General features: G+C 61.4%; 15 protein-coding genes. 8 read left to right on the top strand and 7 right to left on the bottom strand.

All coding sequences use genetic code 11. From position 1 onward, the window contains the following. Positions 1–81: 81 nt before the first annotated feature. Entirely contained in the window at positions 82–1,863 is a 1,782-nt protein-coding gene (locus CSE6_RS03255) for a bifunctional diguanylate cyclase/phosphodiesterase (protein WP_059439863.1), read from the bottom strand. A gap of 219 nt (positions 1,864–2,082) precedes the next feature. After that, complete coding sequence (locus CSE6_RS03260; RefSeq protein ID WP_034356593.1) at positions 2,083–2,568, bottom strand: NINE protein; 486 nt, start codon at positions 2,566–2,568, stop codon at positions 2,083–2,085. Positions 2,569–2,851: 283 nt separating this feature from the next. Between CSE6_RS03260 and rpsP the strand changes: the two genes are divergently transcribed. The 6 genes from rpsP (at position 2,852) to CSE6_RS03290 (ending at position 6,976) form a co-directional block, all read left to right on the top strand. Continuing rightward, complete coding sequence (gene rpsP, locus CSE6_RS03265) at positions 2,852–3,106, top strand: 30S ribosomal protein S16 (protein WP_003058210.1); 255 nt, start codon at positions 2,852–2,854, stop codon at positions 3,104–3,106. 101 nt (positions 3,107–3,207) lie between these two features. After that, positions 3,208–3,777, top strand: a complete 570-nt coding sequence (gene rimM, locus CSE6_RS03270; protein ID WP_003067842.1) for a ribosome maturation factor RimM — start codon at positions 3,208–3,210, stop codon at positions 3,775–3,777. A 53-nt stretch (positions 3,778–3,830) separates the two neighbouring features. Next, positions 3,831–4,610, top strand: a complete 780-nt coding sequence (gene trmD / locus CSE6_RS03275; protein ID WP_059439864.1) for a tRNA (guanosine(37)-N1)-methyltransferase TrmD — start codon at positions 3,831–3,833, stop codon at positions 4,608–4,610. Positions 4,611–4,749: 139 nt separating this feature from the next. Beyond that, entirely contained in the window at positions 4,750–5,136 is a 387-nt protein-coding gene (gene rplS, locus CSE6_RS03280; protein WP_003067838.1) for a 50S ribosomal protein L19, read from the top strand. 110 nt (positions 5,137–5,246) lie between these two features. Beyond that, positions 5,247–5,945 (top strand): CoA pyrophosphatase, encoded by a 699-nt coding sequence (locus CSE6_RS03285; protein WP_034356559.1) that lies wholly within the window; start codon positions 5,247–5,249, stop codon positions 5,943–5,945. Between the two features lie 47 nt (positions 5,946–5,992). Further along, a complete protein-coding gene (locus CSE6_RS03290; RefSeq protein ID WP_034356562.1) occupies positions 5,993–6,976 on the top strand; it encodes a CobD/CbiB family protein in 984 nt (327 codons plus the stop codon). 146 nt (positions 6,977–7,122) lie between these two features. Here the strand turns inward: CSE6_RS03290 and CSE6_RS03295 are convergent, their stop codons facing one another. The 4 genes from CSE6_RS03295 to CSE6_RS03310 form a co-directional block, all read right to left on the bottom strand. Then, the gene (locus CSE6_RS03295; protein WP_059439865.1) at positions 7,123–8,013 is read right to left on the bottom strand and encodes a lytic transglycosylase domain-containing protein; all 891 of its coding nucleotides are present in this window, start codon (positions 8,011–8,013) and stop codon (positions 7,123–7,125) included. A gap of 130 nt (positions 8,014–8,143) precedes the next feature. Continuing rightward, positions 8,144–9,130 (bottom strand): ribosome small subunit-dependent GTPase A, encoded by a 987-nt coding sequence (gene rsgA / locus CSE6_RS03300; protein ID WP_059439866.1) that lies wholly within the window; start codon positions 9,128–9,130, stop codon positions 8,144–8,146. 5 nt (positions 9,131–9,135) lie between these two features. Then, positions 9,136–9,474 carry a 4a-hydroxytetrahydrobiopterin dehydratase gene (locus CSE6_RS03305; protein WP_059439867.1) on the bottom strand — a complete coding sequence of 113 codons (339 nt, stop codon included), beginning with the start codon at positions 9,472–9,474 and terminating at the stop codon, positions 9,136–9,138. 19 nt (positions 9,475–9,493) lie between these two features. Then, complete coding sequence (locus tag CSE6_RS03310) at positions 9,494–10,795, bottom strand: M48 family metallopeptidase (protein ID WP_059439868.1); 1,302 nt, start codon at positions 10,793–10,795, stop codon at positions 9,494–9,496. Between the two features lie 30 nt (positions 10,796–10,825). On the opposite strand from CSE6_RS03310, the gene orn reads away from it, so the two are divergent. Next, a complete protein-coding gene (gene orn, locus CSE6_RS03315) occupies positions 10,826–11,434 on the top strand; it encodes an oligoribonuclease (RefSeq protein ID WP_003067823.1) in 609 nt (202 codons plus the stop codon). Between the two features lie 283 nt (positions 11,435–11,717). Further along, positions 11,718–13,820, top strand: coding sequence for a DEAD/DEAH box helicase (locus tag CSE6_RS03320; protein WP_059439869.1), 2,103 nt, complete (start codon positions 11,718–11,720; stop codon positions 13,818–13,820). Between the two features lie 178 nt (positions 13,821–13,998). Here the strand turns inward: CSE6_RS03320 and CSE6_RS03325 are convergent, their stop codons facing one another. Continuing rightward, positions 13,999–15,231 (bottom strand): multidrug effflux MFS transporter, encoded by a 1,233-nt coding sequence (locus CSE6_RS03325; RefSeq protein ID WP_034356577.1) that lies wholly within the window; start codon positions 15,229–15,231, stop codon positions 13,999–14,001. Positions 15,232–15,388: the final 157 nt, after the last annotated feature.

A 15,388-nucleotide genomic window follows, 5' to 3' on the forward strand; every position in this document is an offset into this window, starting at 1 on the left:
TGTAACTGCTTGTCGATCAAGGGCTTAATGGAAAAAAGGCTTCGCGTTGCGAAGCCTTTTTTCATGGCTGAAACATGGAGGTCAAGCTGCAGCCTCTTGCAGACCGAGCATTGCCTGCCGCTGCATCAGGGATTTGAGCTGGCTGACCGGAGTTGGGGGGCTGAGCAGATAGCCCATGAAATGCTCGCAGCCATGCTGCGCCAGCAGGGCACGCTGCTCCAGGGTCTCCACCCCTGCGCCGACGATCGTCATCTGATGGCGGGCAGCCAGCGCGATGGCTGCCTGTACGGCGGCCTCGGCGGCATTGTTGGGGCCCAGGCGCTGCACCAGGGAATGCGAGAGCTTGAGCTGGTTCAGGGGGAGCTGCTGCAGCGCTTCCTGCATATTGGAGCTGCCACCAAAATTGTCGAGTGACAGCCGCACACCCATGGCGCCGATGCGCTTGAGGCTGCTCGCGCTATCCGCATCCAGAGGACTCAGGGTCTGGGCGGAAAGCTCCAACAGCAGCAATGCAGGATCGGCCCCTGTCTGGCTGAGAATGCTCTGCACTTGCTCGGCCAGGTCCGCTTGCCGAAGCTGTTTGGCGCTGATGTTGACGCAGATGGGCAGCCTGTCCAGTTGCGGCTCGGCTTTCCATCTGGCCAATTGTTCACAGGCGGCTTGAATGCTCCAGCGGCCAAGCGGAACGATGATGTCGGTCTCCTCTGCCACGGACAGGAAGATGCTCGGGGGTACCAGACCTCGCCTGGGATGACGCCAGCGCAGCAGGGCCTCCAAGCCGTTGACTTCGCCGCTTGCGGAATACTGGGCCTGGTAATGCAGCTCGAACTGGCCGAGGCGCAGGGCTTCCCGCAGATCCTGCCCCATGCGGCTGCGGTCGTTGGCCGGAACCTGCTGCTCGGGGCTGAAGAAGTGCAGGCCGCGAGCCTCTTCATCGCGCAGACGGTACATGGCGACCTCTGCCTGCTGCAGCAACTCGGTGGCGGAGCGGGAGTGCGGGCCGAACAGGGTGGCGCCTATATTGGCCTCCAGCATCGCGCTTTTGTGGCCGAGCTGGTAGCTGCCGTTCAGGCTTTCCTGCAGACGCTCTCCAAGACGTTCCACCAGCACCGTGGTCATTTCGATATCCGGGGACAGATCCGAGACCATGATGACGAAGTGCGCGGCATCCAGTCTGGCCACGGTATCGCAGGAGCGTACGCAGCCGAGCAGGCGCTGTGCGATGTGCGGAGCCAGGCAGGACTGGCTGTCTCCCGTGCTGGCGGCCGGGCCCGCCACCGGCTCCATGTCTATGGTCAGCAATGCGCCGCGCCAGCCCGTGCGCTCGGACTGGATCATGGCTTGGGACAGCCTGTCCAGCAGCAGGCGCCGGTTGGGCAGATTGGTCAGCACATCGAAGAAGGAAAGGCTTTCTGCCTCGTTGCCATGAGGCAGCAGTTCCTTGCAGGCGAGCACCGTGTAATTGGCCGATAGGGCGTGAGCCGACAGATTGAGCTTGCGTCCATTGGGCAGCTGAAACTGGGCATTGGCTTGCTGGCGCGCAATCAGGGCTTGATGACTTTCGGCGATATGGTTCAGGGCTGGTGCAGCGTTGGCCGGGGCTGCTGTTGCGGCAGCTTGCAGAGCGGCTTGCAGAGGTATGCCTACTTTGAGGGCGGAAGTCAGCCAGGGGAATATCTGCAGATAACCATCATTCCAGCGTTGTGCCCGGTTCTGAGCATCAAGCAACACATAGCCGCTGCTGGTTTGTTCAAGAATGCGGAAAAGCTGTTCTCCGTACACACCCACCAGGCTGGTGGCAGCTGGAAAGGCATTTTGCCCATGCACTTCGGATCTGGCAGACTTTTCGTTGGTTGCAGACATAAGACCTCTTCGGACTGGTGCAGCAAAGCCGTCGTAGTGCGAAAACTGCTTGGATGCAGTCTTTGCAAGAAGTTCGTCAGTTGGGCATTGTGAGTTCTGTGGAGTCGGCAGGCGCTGCTTTGCGCCCAGTAGGTGAAAAATTAGACTTTTGCTTACAAAAGCGGCAAGGCCGAAGCCGCTTCGGAGTGGGTGAGAGCCCCCTGGTTCGGAGAGCTGCAGCTACTGTGAAATCTTGCGCGCCTCTTCGACCTGATATTCAAAGTAGTGCTGGAAGCTGTAGGCGATGCTGGCCATCAGCACGGTGGCACCCAGCATCAGGGACAGGCTTACGGCAAAAATCGTGGTCCATTGGGTGCGCCCTGCAGGCGCGTCGGCATCCATCCATGGATTGAAGAGCCGGTTCCAGTTTCCTTGCTCCATCAGGCCGTAAAGGATGGCGCGCAGGGCGCAGCCTGCTATCGTGAAGCCGAGCAGGGGGATTAGCAGCCAGCTCAGCCTGTCGTCCTGCCCCAACTGCTGCACGCGCTCGATGCCGTAGATGCCAAGTGCAGTGGGAATGGGCAACAGCCAGCCCAGCCAGTCCCCAAGGCCGTGCAGGTAGAAGCGATGCAGCCCCAGTGGTCCGCCGATCAAGGCCAGCCAGGAGGCAATCGTCTTGTTTTTGGGGCGAGGGGCCGGGGTGGTGGCGGGAACAAGTTGGTTCATGGTCTGATGCGCGGGCAGAAAACGAAAGAACCCGTCCATTATTCCCTTCGCGTCAATTACGGGGCTCAGGGCAATTGCGCTTCATTTTCAGGAAGTCCTCTGTGCCGACTATGCTCATTTGCCGCTGCTATAGGCAGATTTGACAGAACTCGATATAATTTCCGGTTTTACGGCGTGTCGCTGGCCGGGTGGTCATGTCGCGTGTCTCAAACGCTGTAAGAAAACCTGCGCAGCTGGTCAAATTTTTTGATGGCACTGGCTGTAACCACCCGAAGGAAACATCATGGTTGTTATTCGTCTCTCCCGCGGCGGCTCTAAGGCTCGTCCTTTCTACAACATCGTTGCAGCTGACAAGCGCGTGCGTCGCGACGGTGCTTTCATCGAACGTCTGGGTTTCTACAACCCTAGCGCTCGTGGCGCCGAAGAAGGCCTGCGTCTGGCTCTGGACCGCGTGAACTACTGGAAGAGCGTTGGTGCTCAAACTTCCGATACGGCTGAACGCCTGATCAAGGAAGCTGCAAAGAAGGTTGCTGCCTAATTTAGGCGGTCGCTCTCTAGGCACCTTTACCAAAGCGGGTTCCGTTGGCTTGCCTGACGGGACCCGTTTTTTATTGAAATTCTGCATTTTCTGCTGATCCCATGAGCCACATGCCTGTTCTTCAAGCCACGAGCTTGCCTGCTGATGCCATTGAAGTCGGTCGCATTGCCGATGCCTGGGGAATCAAGGGCTGGTTCAAGGTGCATGCCTTCAGCAGCGCCCCAGAGGCCCTGTTTGCCGCCAAGGACTGGTTTTTGCAGCCTGCCGAGAAAGGTGCCAAGCATTTCACGGGTACCGTGGTGCTGCCCGTCAAGCAGGCCCGCTTCCATGCCGACACCATTGTGGCAACCTCGCTTGAAGTCGCCGACCGCAACGCCGCAGAGGCTCTGCGCGGTGCCCGCGTCTTTGTGGCGCGCGAGCATTTCCCCAAGACCGAGGATGGTGAGTTCTACTGGGTGGATCTGATGGGGCTGAACGTGGTCAACCGCGAAGGTGTGACCCTGGGGGTGGTCAAGGACTTGATGGCCACCGGCCCGCAGACTGTTCTGGTGCTGGGCTATGAACAGGACGGCAAGGAGCAGGAGCGTCTGATACCCTTTGTCGATGCCTATGTGGATTCGGTGGATCTGGCCGGCAAGAAGATCGTGGCCGACTGGCAGCCCGATTATTGAACTGGAATGCTTTTTTTGCTATTTGGTTTGTAGCTTAAATCGCTTTTATATCAATGCGTTTCGACATTATTACGCTGTTTCCTGAGCTGTTCGCTCCATTTCTTGAGAGCGGGGTGACGCGCCGTGCCTACAGCTCGGGCCAGGTGGCAGTGCATCTGTGGAATCCGCGTGACTGGGCCGACGGCAATTACCGCCGTGTGGATGATCGTCCATTTGGCGGAGGCCCCGGCATGGTGATGATGGCCGAGCCGCTGCAGCGCTGCCTCGAAGCGATTCGCTCGGCACGCGCCGAAGTCGATGCACAGGAACAGGCGGAGCCTGCTCCTGTGGTGTTGTTCTCACCCATAGGTACGACCCTCAAGCATGCCGTGGTGGCCGATTGGGCCGAAAGCCGGGGGGCGGTGCTGCTCTGTGGTCGCTATGAGGGCATTGACCAGCGTTTTATTGATAGAAATGTCACTCATCAACTGAGTCTGGGTGACTTTGTACTTTCGGGCGGTGAGCTGGCAGCCATGGTGCTGCTGGACTCTTTGGCGCGTCTGCAGCCCGGTGTGCTTAACGATGAAGGCAGCTTTCAGCAGGACAGCTTCAATCCTGCGCTTGACGGTTTGCTGGACTGCCCCCACTACACTCGCCCAGAAGTCTGGAATGACCAGGAGGTGCCAGCCGCGCTGCTCTCCGGCCATCACTCCAATATCGAGCGCTGGCGTCGCGATCAGCGCTTGCGCATTACGGCCGAGCACAGGCCCGAATTGATAGAGCAGGCCCGCGAACAGGGGCTGCTCAATGCCAAGGATGAGGGTTTTTTGGCAAAAACAGCGTCCAAGCTATAATTGCAGGTTCTTTGATCCTCTATCCGGCCGCTGCAAGGAAATAGCGGGACAGCTTTCGGGCTGTTCTTGTAATGCAGCAATAGCGCCAATCCCGGCGCTTGCCAATTCTGGCGCGGACAAGATCAAGGTGGACTAAATCATGAATCTGATCCAGACCCTCGAGCAAGAAGAAATCGCTCGCCTGAACAAGACCATCCCCGAATTCGCCCCCGGTGACACCGTCATCGTGAGCGTGAACGTGGTGGAAGGTAACCGTAAGCGCGTGCAGGCTTACGAAGGCGTGGTGATTGCCAAGCGTAATCGCGGCCTGAACAGCGGCTTCACAGTGCGCAAGATCTCCAGCGGTGAAGGCGTGGAACGTACGTTCCAGACCTACTCTCCCCTGATCGCCAAGATCGAAGTCAAGCGTCGCGGTGATGTGCGCCGTGCCAAGCTGTACTACCTGCGTGAGCGTAGCGGCAAGTCTGCTCGTATCAAGGAAAAGCTGCCCCAGCGTGTTAACAAGACTGCTGCTGCAGCCGAGTAATACACGCATCGGAAGTGATTCCGTAAAAGCCGCTACAGTTCGCTGTGGCGGCTTTTTTTATGTCTGCCTTGGTTCGTGATTCTTGCTTTGGGGTTTGGCTGAACACATACATGCCTGCATCTGATAATTCTTCGCTCCCCGTGGTGGGCATTGTTGATCCGCGCAAGGCTCGCCTTCTGGGCATTGATAGCCAGTTGCCGGCTGTGCCGCTGGCTGCTCAGACGCCTCAGGCCTTGCGCACGCGCTTTGCCCAGCCACCGCAGTGGCTGCCCGAGGCCATGCAGGAAAAGCGCATCACGGCCAGGCAGCCTTCCGATGCGGCCGTGCTCGTGCCCATCGTCATGCGCGAGCAGCCCACCGTGTTGCTGACCGTGCGCTCGGCCAGGCTGTCCACACACTCGGGTCAGGTGGCTTTTCCGGGCGGTAAGCGTGACCCGCAGGATGTTTCGGCCGAGGCCACGGCATTGCGCGAGGCGCATGAGGAAGTGGGACTGGCTCCGAAGAATGTCGAGGTGCTGGGTCGCTTGCCCATTTACGTGACGGGGACGGCGTTTCACATCACCCCTGTGGTGGCGCTGGTCCATCCGCAGGCCAGTTATTTCCCCAATCCGGGAGAGGTGGCCGATCTGTTTGAGGTTCCCCTGTCCTATCTGCTCAACCCCGCACATCATGAGCGTCACGCCATGCTGTGGCAGGGGGTGGATCGCGAATGGTTTGCCATGCCTTATCAGGATGGTGAGCAGCAACGCTATATCTGGGGCGCGACAGCGGGCATGTTGCGCAATCTTTACCGTTTTTTGGCGGCTTGAGACAGCAGTTGTAACAAGTCGACAAACAGCGCAGCTATGATGAAGCAATGAGCTTTTTTGCCATCCTGATCGCACTGCTGCTGGAACAGGCGCGCCCGCTGGCCCGATCCAATCTGGTACAGGCCGGTTATCGCGCCTGGACCGTGACCGTGCGCAGCAACTTTGATGCGGGCAAGCCTCTCCATGGCTGGCTTGCCTGGGCGATGGCCGTGCTGCTGCCCAGCGTTATCGTGTTGGGCATATTCTGGGCGCTGATGGAGTTCATAGGCTGGCCTGCAGCCATGCTGTGGAATGTCGCGGTGCTCTATGTCACGCTGGGTTTTCGCCAGTTCAGCCACCACTTCACGCGGATTCGCGATGCGCTTGATGCCGGTGATGAATTTGCCGCCCGTCAGGCCCTGGCCGACTGGCAGCAGGTCGATGCCAGCGAGGTGCCACGCAGCGAAGTAGTGCGCCATGTCATCGAGTACTCGGTGCTGGCAGCACACCGTCATGTGTTTGGCGTGCTGTTCTGGTTTTCGATTCTCTCGGCTCTGGGGCTGGGGCCGCTGGGTGCCATTCTCTACCGCATGGCTGAATATCTGTCGCGTGCCTGGTCGCGCAAGGGGGCGGAAGGTCTTCGGGCACCGACCAGCGAGCGTTTGCAGTCCGCCGCAGCCAAGGCCTGGTATGTGATCGATTGGCTGCCGGCGCGGCTGACGGCGCTGTCCTTTGCCATGGTGGGCAGCTTTGAGGAGGCCATAGACAACTGGCGCGTCTATGCCCAGCGCTTTCCCAATGACAACGATGGCGTGATTCTGGCTGCCACTGCGGGTGCCATCAATGTACGCCTGGGGGGGGAGGCCTTGCGCCGCCGCGATGCGGCTGACGGCGAAGAGGGCGACGATGCGCAGTGGACGGGCAGCGATGTCACTCCGGGGCGAGAGCCGGAAATGGCTCATTTGCGCAGTGTGGTGGGGCTGGTCTGGCGATCGGTCGTGGTCTGGCTGCTGCTGCTGGCCTTGCTGACCTTTGCTCGTCTGCTCGGGTGAGCACCCGGACATCGCCTTCTGTGTGGCAGCAGCTTGGTGCATGAGCGCTCAAGCCGCAGCGGGTCATAGAAGTCCTGTGTTGCGCAGTGCCACATACCAAGGTGGCTCAGGTGCGACGGGCATGCCGGGCACTGTTCAAGGTTCCATCAGCGAGCCGGGCGCTCGTGGTGCTTGGCGCGATAGAAGCTGAGTATGCGTCGCACATATTCACGCGTCTCCGCATAAGGAGGCACACCGCCATACTGTTGCACGGTTCTCTCGCCCGCGTTGTAGGCTGCCGATACCAGTGCCACATCGCCCTCGAAGCGCTCCAGCAGCCAGCGCAGGTAGGCCAGGCCGCCACGCACGTTCTGCTCGGGATTCCAGGCATCGCGCACGCCAAAACGCTCGGCCGTCTCAGGAATGAGCTGCATGAGGCCCTGAGCATTGCGCGGCGACAGCGCCTGTGCCTCGAAATTCGACTCCGAACGCACAATGGCCAGTGCCAGCCGCGGATCAATCGAGAAGCGTGGCGCGAGGCGCTGCACCAGTTCGGCCATGCGTCGCTTCTCCCTGGGCAGACTGCTCACATAGCTGGCTACCACCTCGTGGGGGGCGGCCTCCTGGCTGGCCTCCAGAAACTCCTGTGCGGGCGCATCGCCCTGGGTCAGGCAGTCGGGCAGCCGGTCGCCGGGGAGCTTGCCGGCCAGCAGCAAGCGGGCTTTCTCGTGGCCACGCTGGGCGGCCAGAGCCAGCAGCGTCGTGCCCGTGGCAGGGTCGGGAGTCAAGCCTCGCCCCAGCAACAGCAGCCGGCCCAGCCGGTATTGGGCTTCGAGGCTGCCATAGCGTGCTGCCGCGCAATAGCGCTGCGCTGCGCGCCATGGCTGCCGGCTCAGCTCGGCCTTGTAACCTTCTTCGATCCAGCGAGACAGCGTGGGTGGCTCGTCCTCCCAGCTGGGGGCGGAGTCCGTGCCCTGGGCCCAGGTCAGGCCCATGCCCGCAGACAGCGCGATGGCGAGGGCGGCTTGCAGGCAGGGCTGAAAAATTCTGGGCTTCATGACGTGAACACCGGGTTGTGGCCGGCAGCCAAGCCAGGCGGCGGGCGCTCATCGGGCTTGGAATGGCTGCGTGGCAAACGCTGAAATTGCTCTCATATGGCGCGGCCCTCCGGCTTGGCTGGCCTCGCGCTCAGTAGCGGGGCTCCTGACTCAGTTCATCGAACAGCTCGCCATAGATCCGGTAGCGGTTGGCACTGATGGAGTGGGGGCTGTCCTGCGCTTCAACCTGGGCCATGACAGCGCAGCCAGGCTCATGCAGATGGGTGCAGTTGTAGAACTTGCACTGGTCCGCCAGTGCGCCGATGTCGGGCATGCAGGCTGCCAGTTGCGTGGCGGCAATGTGATAGAGGCCGAACTCCTGAAATCCTGGCGAGTCGATGATGGCGGTGGTGCGTGCCTCATCCACCCAATACAAGGTGGTGCTGGTGGTGGTGTGCTTGCCGGTGTTCAGCGCCTGCGAGATTTCGTTGGTCGCCACCCTGGCGTCGGGCAGCAGCAAGTTGATCAAGGTGCTCTTGCCTACGCCCGAAGGACCGAGGACCAGTGTGGTCTTGCCTTGCAGCAGACCGATGATGGCGTCGCGATCCTCGTCGTCTGCATCTTCCAGCGACAGCGGCAGCACCATGTAGTGCGGTGAAGCGTTCGCGGCATCACGCATGGTCCGGTAAGGCTCCAGCCGCTGCCAGGCGCGCAGGAAGGGCTCTTCCAGGTCCATCTTGTTGAGCGCAATGATGGGCTTGATGTGTGCGGCCTCGGCGGCGATCAGCGCGCGGGCAAGCTGCACTTCGCTGAATACCGGCTCGGCGGCTATCAGAATCAGGAGCTGGTCCAGGTTGGCGGCAAAGGTCTTGGTGCGGATGTCATCCTGGCGGTAGAAGACGTTGCGGCGCTCCACAATTTTTTCGATCGTGCCCTCATCGCCCTGGCCGGGTGGGGGAGCCAGCCATTGCACATGGTCGCCCACCACGGCCTGGCTTTTCTTGCCGCGCGGGTGGCAGATGCGGCGTTCGCCGTCCGGGGTCTCGACCACGCAATGGCGGCCATAGCTGGCGACCACCAGGCCTGTCTGGGTGTCGCCTGTTGCTTGGGCGCCTGGGCGCCGTCCTTGTTTTGCCATAAGGATCAGGCCGGATTCAGCAGTGCTTCGATGCGGCGCGCGCAATCGATGTCGGTCTCGGAGATGCCGCCCACATCATGGGTGTTGAGGCTGACCTTGCAGCGGTTGTAGCCGACTTCCAGATCGGGGTGGTGGTCCTGCTGATGGGCAACCAGGGCCAGCGCGTTCACAAAGGCCATGGTTTCGTAGAAATTCACGAAACGGAAGGTCTTGCTGATGGCCGCGTTGCCGGCCAGCAGCTCCCAGCCCTCAAGGGTTGCCAACTGCTCTTGCACTTGCTCTGTGCTCAGGGCGCTGCGCTTGAGTTGGGACCAGTCTTTCTGTTGCAGTGTGGGTGTGCTCATGTCTGAAATCGTTGTGGTGTTACAAGCTGCCTGCAGGAGCCGGCATGCGCGCCAGGCGATCCACGGCAGGAGGGTGTGAATAGTAAAAGCTCACATACCATGGGTCTGGCGTGAGTGTGGAGGCATTGTCCTCGTAAAGCTTGAGCAGTGCCGAAGCCAGTTGTGCACCATCGGCCTGCTGCATGGCATAGGCATCGGCCTCGAACTCGTCGCGGCGCGACATGGCGGACATCAGCGGCGTGACGAAGAAGCTGAACACCGGCACCGCCAGCATGAACAGCAGCAGGGCCAGCGCATTGTTTTCGGCAGCCACGCCGATGTTCGGACCCAGCAGCACAGAGACTCCGAGTCCCGTGTAGAACCAGAGTTGCTGGCTGAGCCAGCCCAGCAGCGCAAAGCCTAGCAGCGAGACGCCGAACATCAGGACCATGCGCTTGCTGATGTGCTTGTGCTTGAAGTGACCCAGCTCGTGAGCCAGTACGGCTTCGACTTCGCCGGGGCTGAGCTGCCTGAGCAGGGTGTCAAAGAACACCACGCGCTTGGAATTGCCGAAACCCGTGAAATAGGCGTTGGCATGCGCCGAGCGGCGGCTTCCGTCCATCACGAACAGTCCCTTGGCCGCAAAGCCGCAGCGTTCCATCAGCCGGGTCACGCGGCTCTTGAGGCTTTCATCGGCCAGCGGCTCGAACTTGTTGAACAGCGGTGCAATAAAGCTGGGGAAAATCCACATCAGCAGCAGATTGAAAGCCGTCCAGGCGCCCCAGGTCCAGAGCCACCACAGCGGGCCGGCCCCGCCCATGAGCCAGAGAATCAAGGCCGCCAGCGGCAGGCCGATGATGGCGCCCACCAGCGTCGACTTGAGCAGATCGGCCAGCCACAGGCCTGGCGTCATCTGGTTGAAGCCAAAGCGCTGCTCCAGTTTGAAGGTCTGATAGAGCGACAGGGGAAGCTCGATCAGCGCCGAGATCACGGCAAAGCTGGCCAGCAGCGCCAGCTGCTGCCACAGGCCGGGGTTGATGAATTCCAGCAGCCAGCGGTTGAGCCAGTCCAGCCCGCCCAGCAGTGTCCAGCACAGCAGCACGGCGGCCGACAGCGTGATGTCGATCAGCGACACCCTGGCCTTGGCCAGCGTGTAGTCGGCCGCCTTCTGATGGGCGGACAGGCTGATGCGATGGGCAAATGCCGGTGGCACGGCGCCGCGGTGGGTGGCCACATGGCGCACCTGGCGCGAAACAAGCCACACGCGCAGCAGCCATTGCAGGGCCACGGCCGTCGCAAACAGCAGCGAAAGTGCCAATGTGAAATCTAGTCTGGAAGCCATGTATTGGCAGTGTAGGCGACAATTTGCGCCATGTCTGAAGCTTCCTGTACGAATTCCGTCAGCGCCGCCCCCGTGGCCGCTACTCCACCGGTTCTGCCCAAATCCGATCTCAATATGGTGTGGCTGGACTGCGAAATGACGGGGCTGAACCCCGACCGCGACCGCATCATCGAGATTGCCGTGGTGGTCAGCAGCTCCGATCTGCAGATTCGCGTCGAAGGCCCGGTATTCGCCATTCATCAGTCCGACGAGCTGCTGGGCGGCATGGATGCCTGGAACAAGGGCACGCATGGCAAAAGCGGCCTGATCGACAAGGTCAAGGCTTCGACCATCAGCGAAGCCGAGGCGGAGGCCGCGCTGATTGCCTTTCTGGGCAAATACGTGCCCAAGGGCAAGACGCCGCTGTGCGGCAACAGCATTGGTCAGGACAGGCGCTTCATGGAGCGCTACATGCCCAAGCTCAATAATTTCTTTCACTATCGCAATATCGATGTGAGCACGCTCAAGGAGCTGGCCAAGCGCTGGAAGCCCGAGGCCTATACCTCCTTCAAGAAGGCGCAGCGCCACACGGCCCTGGCCGATGTGCACGAGTCTATCGACGAGCTGCAGCATTACCGCCAGCAACTGCTCAGCGTCTGATGGTGCGGTGGCGGTTCGGTATAGCCCTGCCACTTGCGGGAAAACCCGGTACATGCGACAATGCACTGCTTACCCGATCAATGGGTAATTTTTGCGCATCTCCATCACACACCGGGTTCTTACTTGCGTGCAACGGCCTGCCCAGCGCCGACACGACAAGCCATAACACCCATCTGCCCCGTTTTGCGAACGGGCCAGTCAAAGTCTGACGGTGGATGTTGATAACCAACCGTCAAAGAAGCGAGCAGCACGCTGACTGCGTCGCTTTTTGCGTGAGCTATTCATGACAGAAAACTCCCTGGAGCAGGGCCAAGTGGCCGCTGCTGATATTGCTTTGTCTTCTCCCGAACTCGATTCCCGTCTGGACGCCATGCTGGCCGACATGGACGCGGAAGATGCCGCTGTCGAAGAAACCCAAGCCGCTGGCGAACCCAATGGCTTCGTCGAACTGGGTCTGGCCCCTGAACTGATCCAGGCCGTGACCGACCTGGGCTATACCCAGCCTACCGCTGTGCAGCTGCAAGCCATTCCCCTGGCCATGGGCGAAGGTGCCGATGCCGACGGCTTCATCGACCTGATGGTCTCCAGCCAGACTGGCTCGGGCAAGACCGCTGCCTTCCTGCTGCCCGTGCTGCACACCCTGATCAAGCAGCGTGCCGTGGCCGATGCGGCCGCCAAGGCTGAATTCGAGCGCCTGTGCGCCGAAGCTGCGGCCAAGGGCGAGCCCGCTCCCAAGCGCAACAAGCGCAAGGACCCCACCAACGCCCGCAACTTCAAGGCCGCCGTGCCCGGCGCCCTGGTGCTGTGCCCCACGCGTGAGCTGGCCCAGCAGGTGGCGCATGACGCCATCGAGCTGGTCAAGCACTGCCGCGGCATCCGCATCGCCAACGTGGTGGGCGGCATTCCTTACCAGCTGCAAATCGCCAAGCTGCAGAACGCCGATCTGGTGGTGGCCACTCCCGGCCGTCTGCTGGACCTGCAGCGCTCCATGCAGATCAAGCTGGACAAGGTGCAATTCCTGGTGGTCGACGAAGCCGACCGCATGCTGGACCTGGGCTTCTCCGACGATCTGGCCGAAGTCAATCAGCTGACTGCCGAGCGCAAGCAGACCATGATGTTCAGCGCCACGTTTGCTCCCCGCATTCAGCAACTGGCCATGCGCGTGATGCATGACGGCGGTGCCAACGTGAAGAAGATCACGATTGCCACGCCCCAGGAGAAGCACGCCAACATCAAGCAGGCACTGTTCTGGGCCGACAACATGCAGCACAAGCGCAAGCTGCTCGACCACTGGCTGCGTGACAGCAGCATCAACCAGGCCATCGTGTTTGCGTCCACCCAGGTGGAATGTGACGGTCTGGCCAACGATCTGCAGCAGGACGGTTTCTCTGCCGTGGCCCTGCACGGTGCTCTGAGCCAGGGCCTGCGCAACCGCCGCCTGATGGCGCTGCGCAACGGCCAGGTGCAGATCCTGGTGGCCACCGATGTGGCTGCTCGCGGTATCGACGTGCCCACCATCACCCACGTCTTCAACTACGGCCTGCCGATGAAGGCTGAAGACTATACCCACCGTATCGGCCGTACCGGTCGTGCGGGCCGCGAAGGCGTGGCCGTGACGTTTGCGGAATTCCGCGACCGTCGCCGCGTGTTCGACATCGAAGGCTATACCCGCCAGCAGTTCAAGGCCGAGACCATTCCCGGCATGGAACCCCAGCAGCGTTTCCCCGCCTCTGGCGAGCGTGACGGTCGTCGTGGCGGCGGCGCCGGTGGTCGCGGTGGCTTCGGTGGTCGTCGCGATGGCGAAGGCTACGGCCGCAAGTCCGGCTTCGGCAGCTTCGGCGGCGGCCGTGGCAATGATCGCGGTGGTTTCGGTGGCGACCGTGGCGGTGACCGTTTCGGTGGCGATCGCGCCGGTTTTGGTGCACCTCGCGGTGATCGCTTTGCCGATCGCGGCGGCGATCGTGGTGGTGATCGCGGCTTCGGCGGTGGCCGTCCCAGCTTCGGTGGCGAGCGTCAAGAGCGCAGCTTCGAGCGTCGTGATGATCGCGGCAGCTTTGGTGGCGATCGCGGCGGTTTCCGTGGTGGCGAGCGTCAAGAGCGCAGCTTCGGCGGCGGCGAATCGCGTGGCGGCTTCGGTGGTGGTGCCCAGCGCCGTGAAGGCGGCGATTTCGGTCGCAAGAGCTTTGGCGGTGGCCGTGAAGGCGCTCATGCCGGTGCTCCCCGCGAAGGCGGCTTCCGTAGTGGTGAATCGCGCGGCTTCGGCGGCGGCGATCGTCGTCCTGCCTTTGGTCAGGGTGCCGGCAAGCCTTATCAGCCCCATGGCGAACGTGGTGGCGAGCGCAGCTTCGAGCGCAAGCCCCGCGCACCGCGTCGTGACGAGCGTTGATCGCTGATTCGGGCTGCGGCCCGAAGCATGAAAAAAGCCGGCTCTTGAAGTCGGCTTTTTGTTGCCCGTACAGGGCTGAGATAGCTCTTGAAAAGAGAGCTTCTAGCGCATGTCATTCAAGGCTTTCAGATACTTTTCAATCTGAAGTCTATGAATGACGTGCGGTAGCAGCTCCTTTTTAATGCTCGGAGGCATGGCGGCCGATGTCCGGCCAGCGGTGGTGCAGATAGATCCAGGCGACCAGACCGATCAGCATCATCAGAATCGAGCCCGTGGCCAGCAGTGCGGCCGAATGCATGACCAGCGGTGCAATCACGCCGGCCACAAAGCCGTTGGCCACCGAGCCCACCACAGCCTGCAGCGAGGAGGCCAGGCCGCGCCGCGCAGGGTGGATGTCCAGCACCAGAAGCGTCACCACGGGCACCATCAGCGCCCAGCCGTAGGCGAACAGGCTGATGGGAATCAAGGCCCAGCTCACATGGGCGGGCCAGATCAGATTGGCCACCAGATTGATGATGGAGGTCACGCACATCACCAGAAAGCCGTGGCGGATCTGGCGCTTGGGCGGGATGCGTCCGGCCAGGCGTCCGCTGGTCCAGCTGCCGGCCATGATGCCGCCGATGGTGGCGATGAAGAACCAGAAGAACTGCGTGGGCTCCAGCTGCAAGATATCGCCCAGAAAAGCCGGGGCCGACAGCAGATAGAGAAACATGCCGTTGAACGGAATGCCGCTGGCCAGGGCCAGCAGCAGAAAGCGCGGATCGGTGAGCAAGATGCCATAGCCCTGCATCAGCGGTCTGAACTGGAAGGGCTGGCGTTTTTGCGGCGGCAGCGATTCGGGCAGAAACTTGACGTTGATGAGCCAGAGCAGCACGCCCACGATGCTCAGGAACCAGAACACGGCCTGCCAGCTTAGGTGCACGAACAGCCAGCCGCCAATCACGGGAGCCAGCGCCGGCGCAACGCCGAAGAAGATGGTGATCTGCGCCATCACGCCCTGGGCCTGGGTCGGCGGAAAGATGTCGCGCACGATGGCGCGCGAGACCACGATGCCGGCACCGGTGGACAGGCCCTGCAGCGTGCGGAAGATCACCAGCTGGGTGATGTTTTGCGACAGCGCGCAGCCGGCCGAGGCGATGGTGAACATCACCAGTCCCCAGAGGATGACGGGGCGGCGTCCGAAGCTGTCGGCAAGGGCGCCATGAAACAGGTTCATGAAGGCAAAGCCCAGCAGGTAGGCAGACAGGGTCTGCTGCATTTCTACGGGGGTTGCGCCCAATGCCTTGGCAATGCCCGAGAAGGCGGGAATATAGGTGTCAACCGAGAACGGGCCGAGCATGCCGAGAATGGCAAGCAGCATGGCCAGAGTCCAACGCGGTCCGCGCCAGAACGTGGAGAGGTCGTTTTGCATAGTGAGTCTTGGGTGGGCAAATACTGCCCGGGGATGCCTGCATGATGCCTGATATGGCGCGGCTCCGGTGTCGGCACCCATGCTTTTGCAGATTCGGCGGCGCTTGGGCGCGGCCAAGAAAAAAGCCAAAGTTCCTGAGAACTTTGGCTTTTGAATT

It is taken from the genome of Comamonas sp. E6 (assembly GCF_001010305.1).
Taxonomy (GTDB): domain Bacteria; phylum Pseudomonadota; class Gammaproteobacteria; order Burkholderiales; family Burkholderiaceae_C; genus Comamonas; species Comamonas thiooxydans.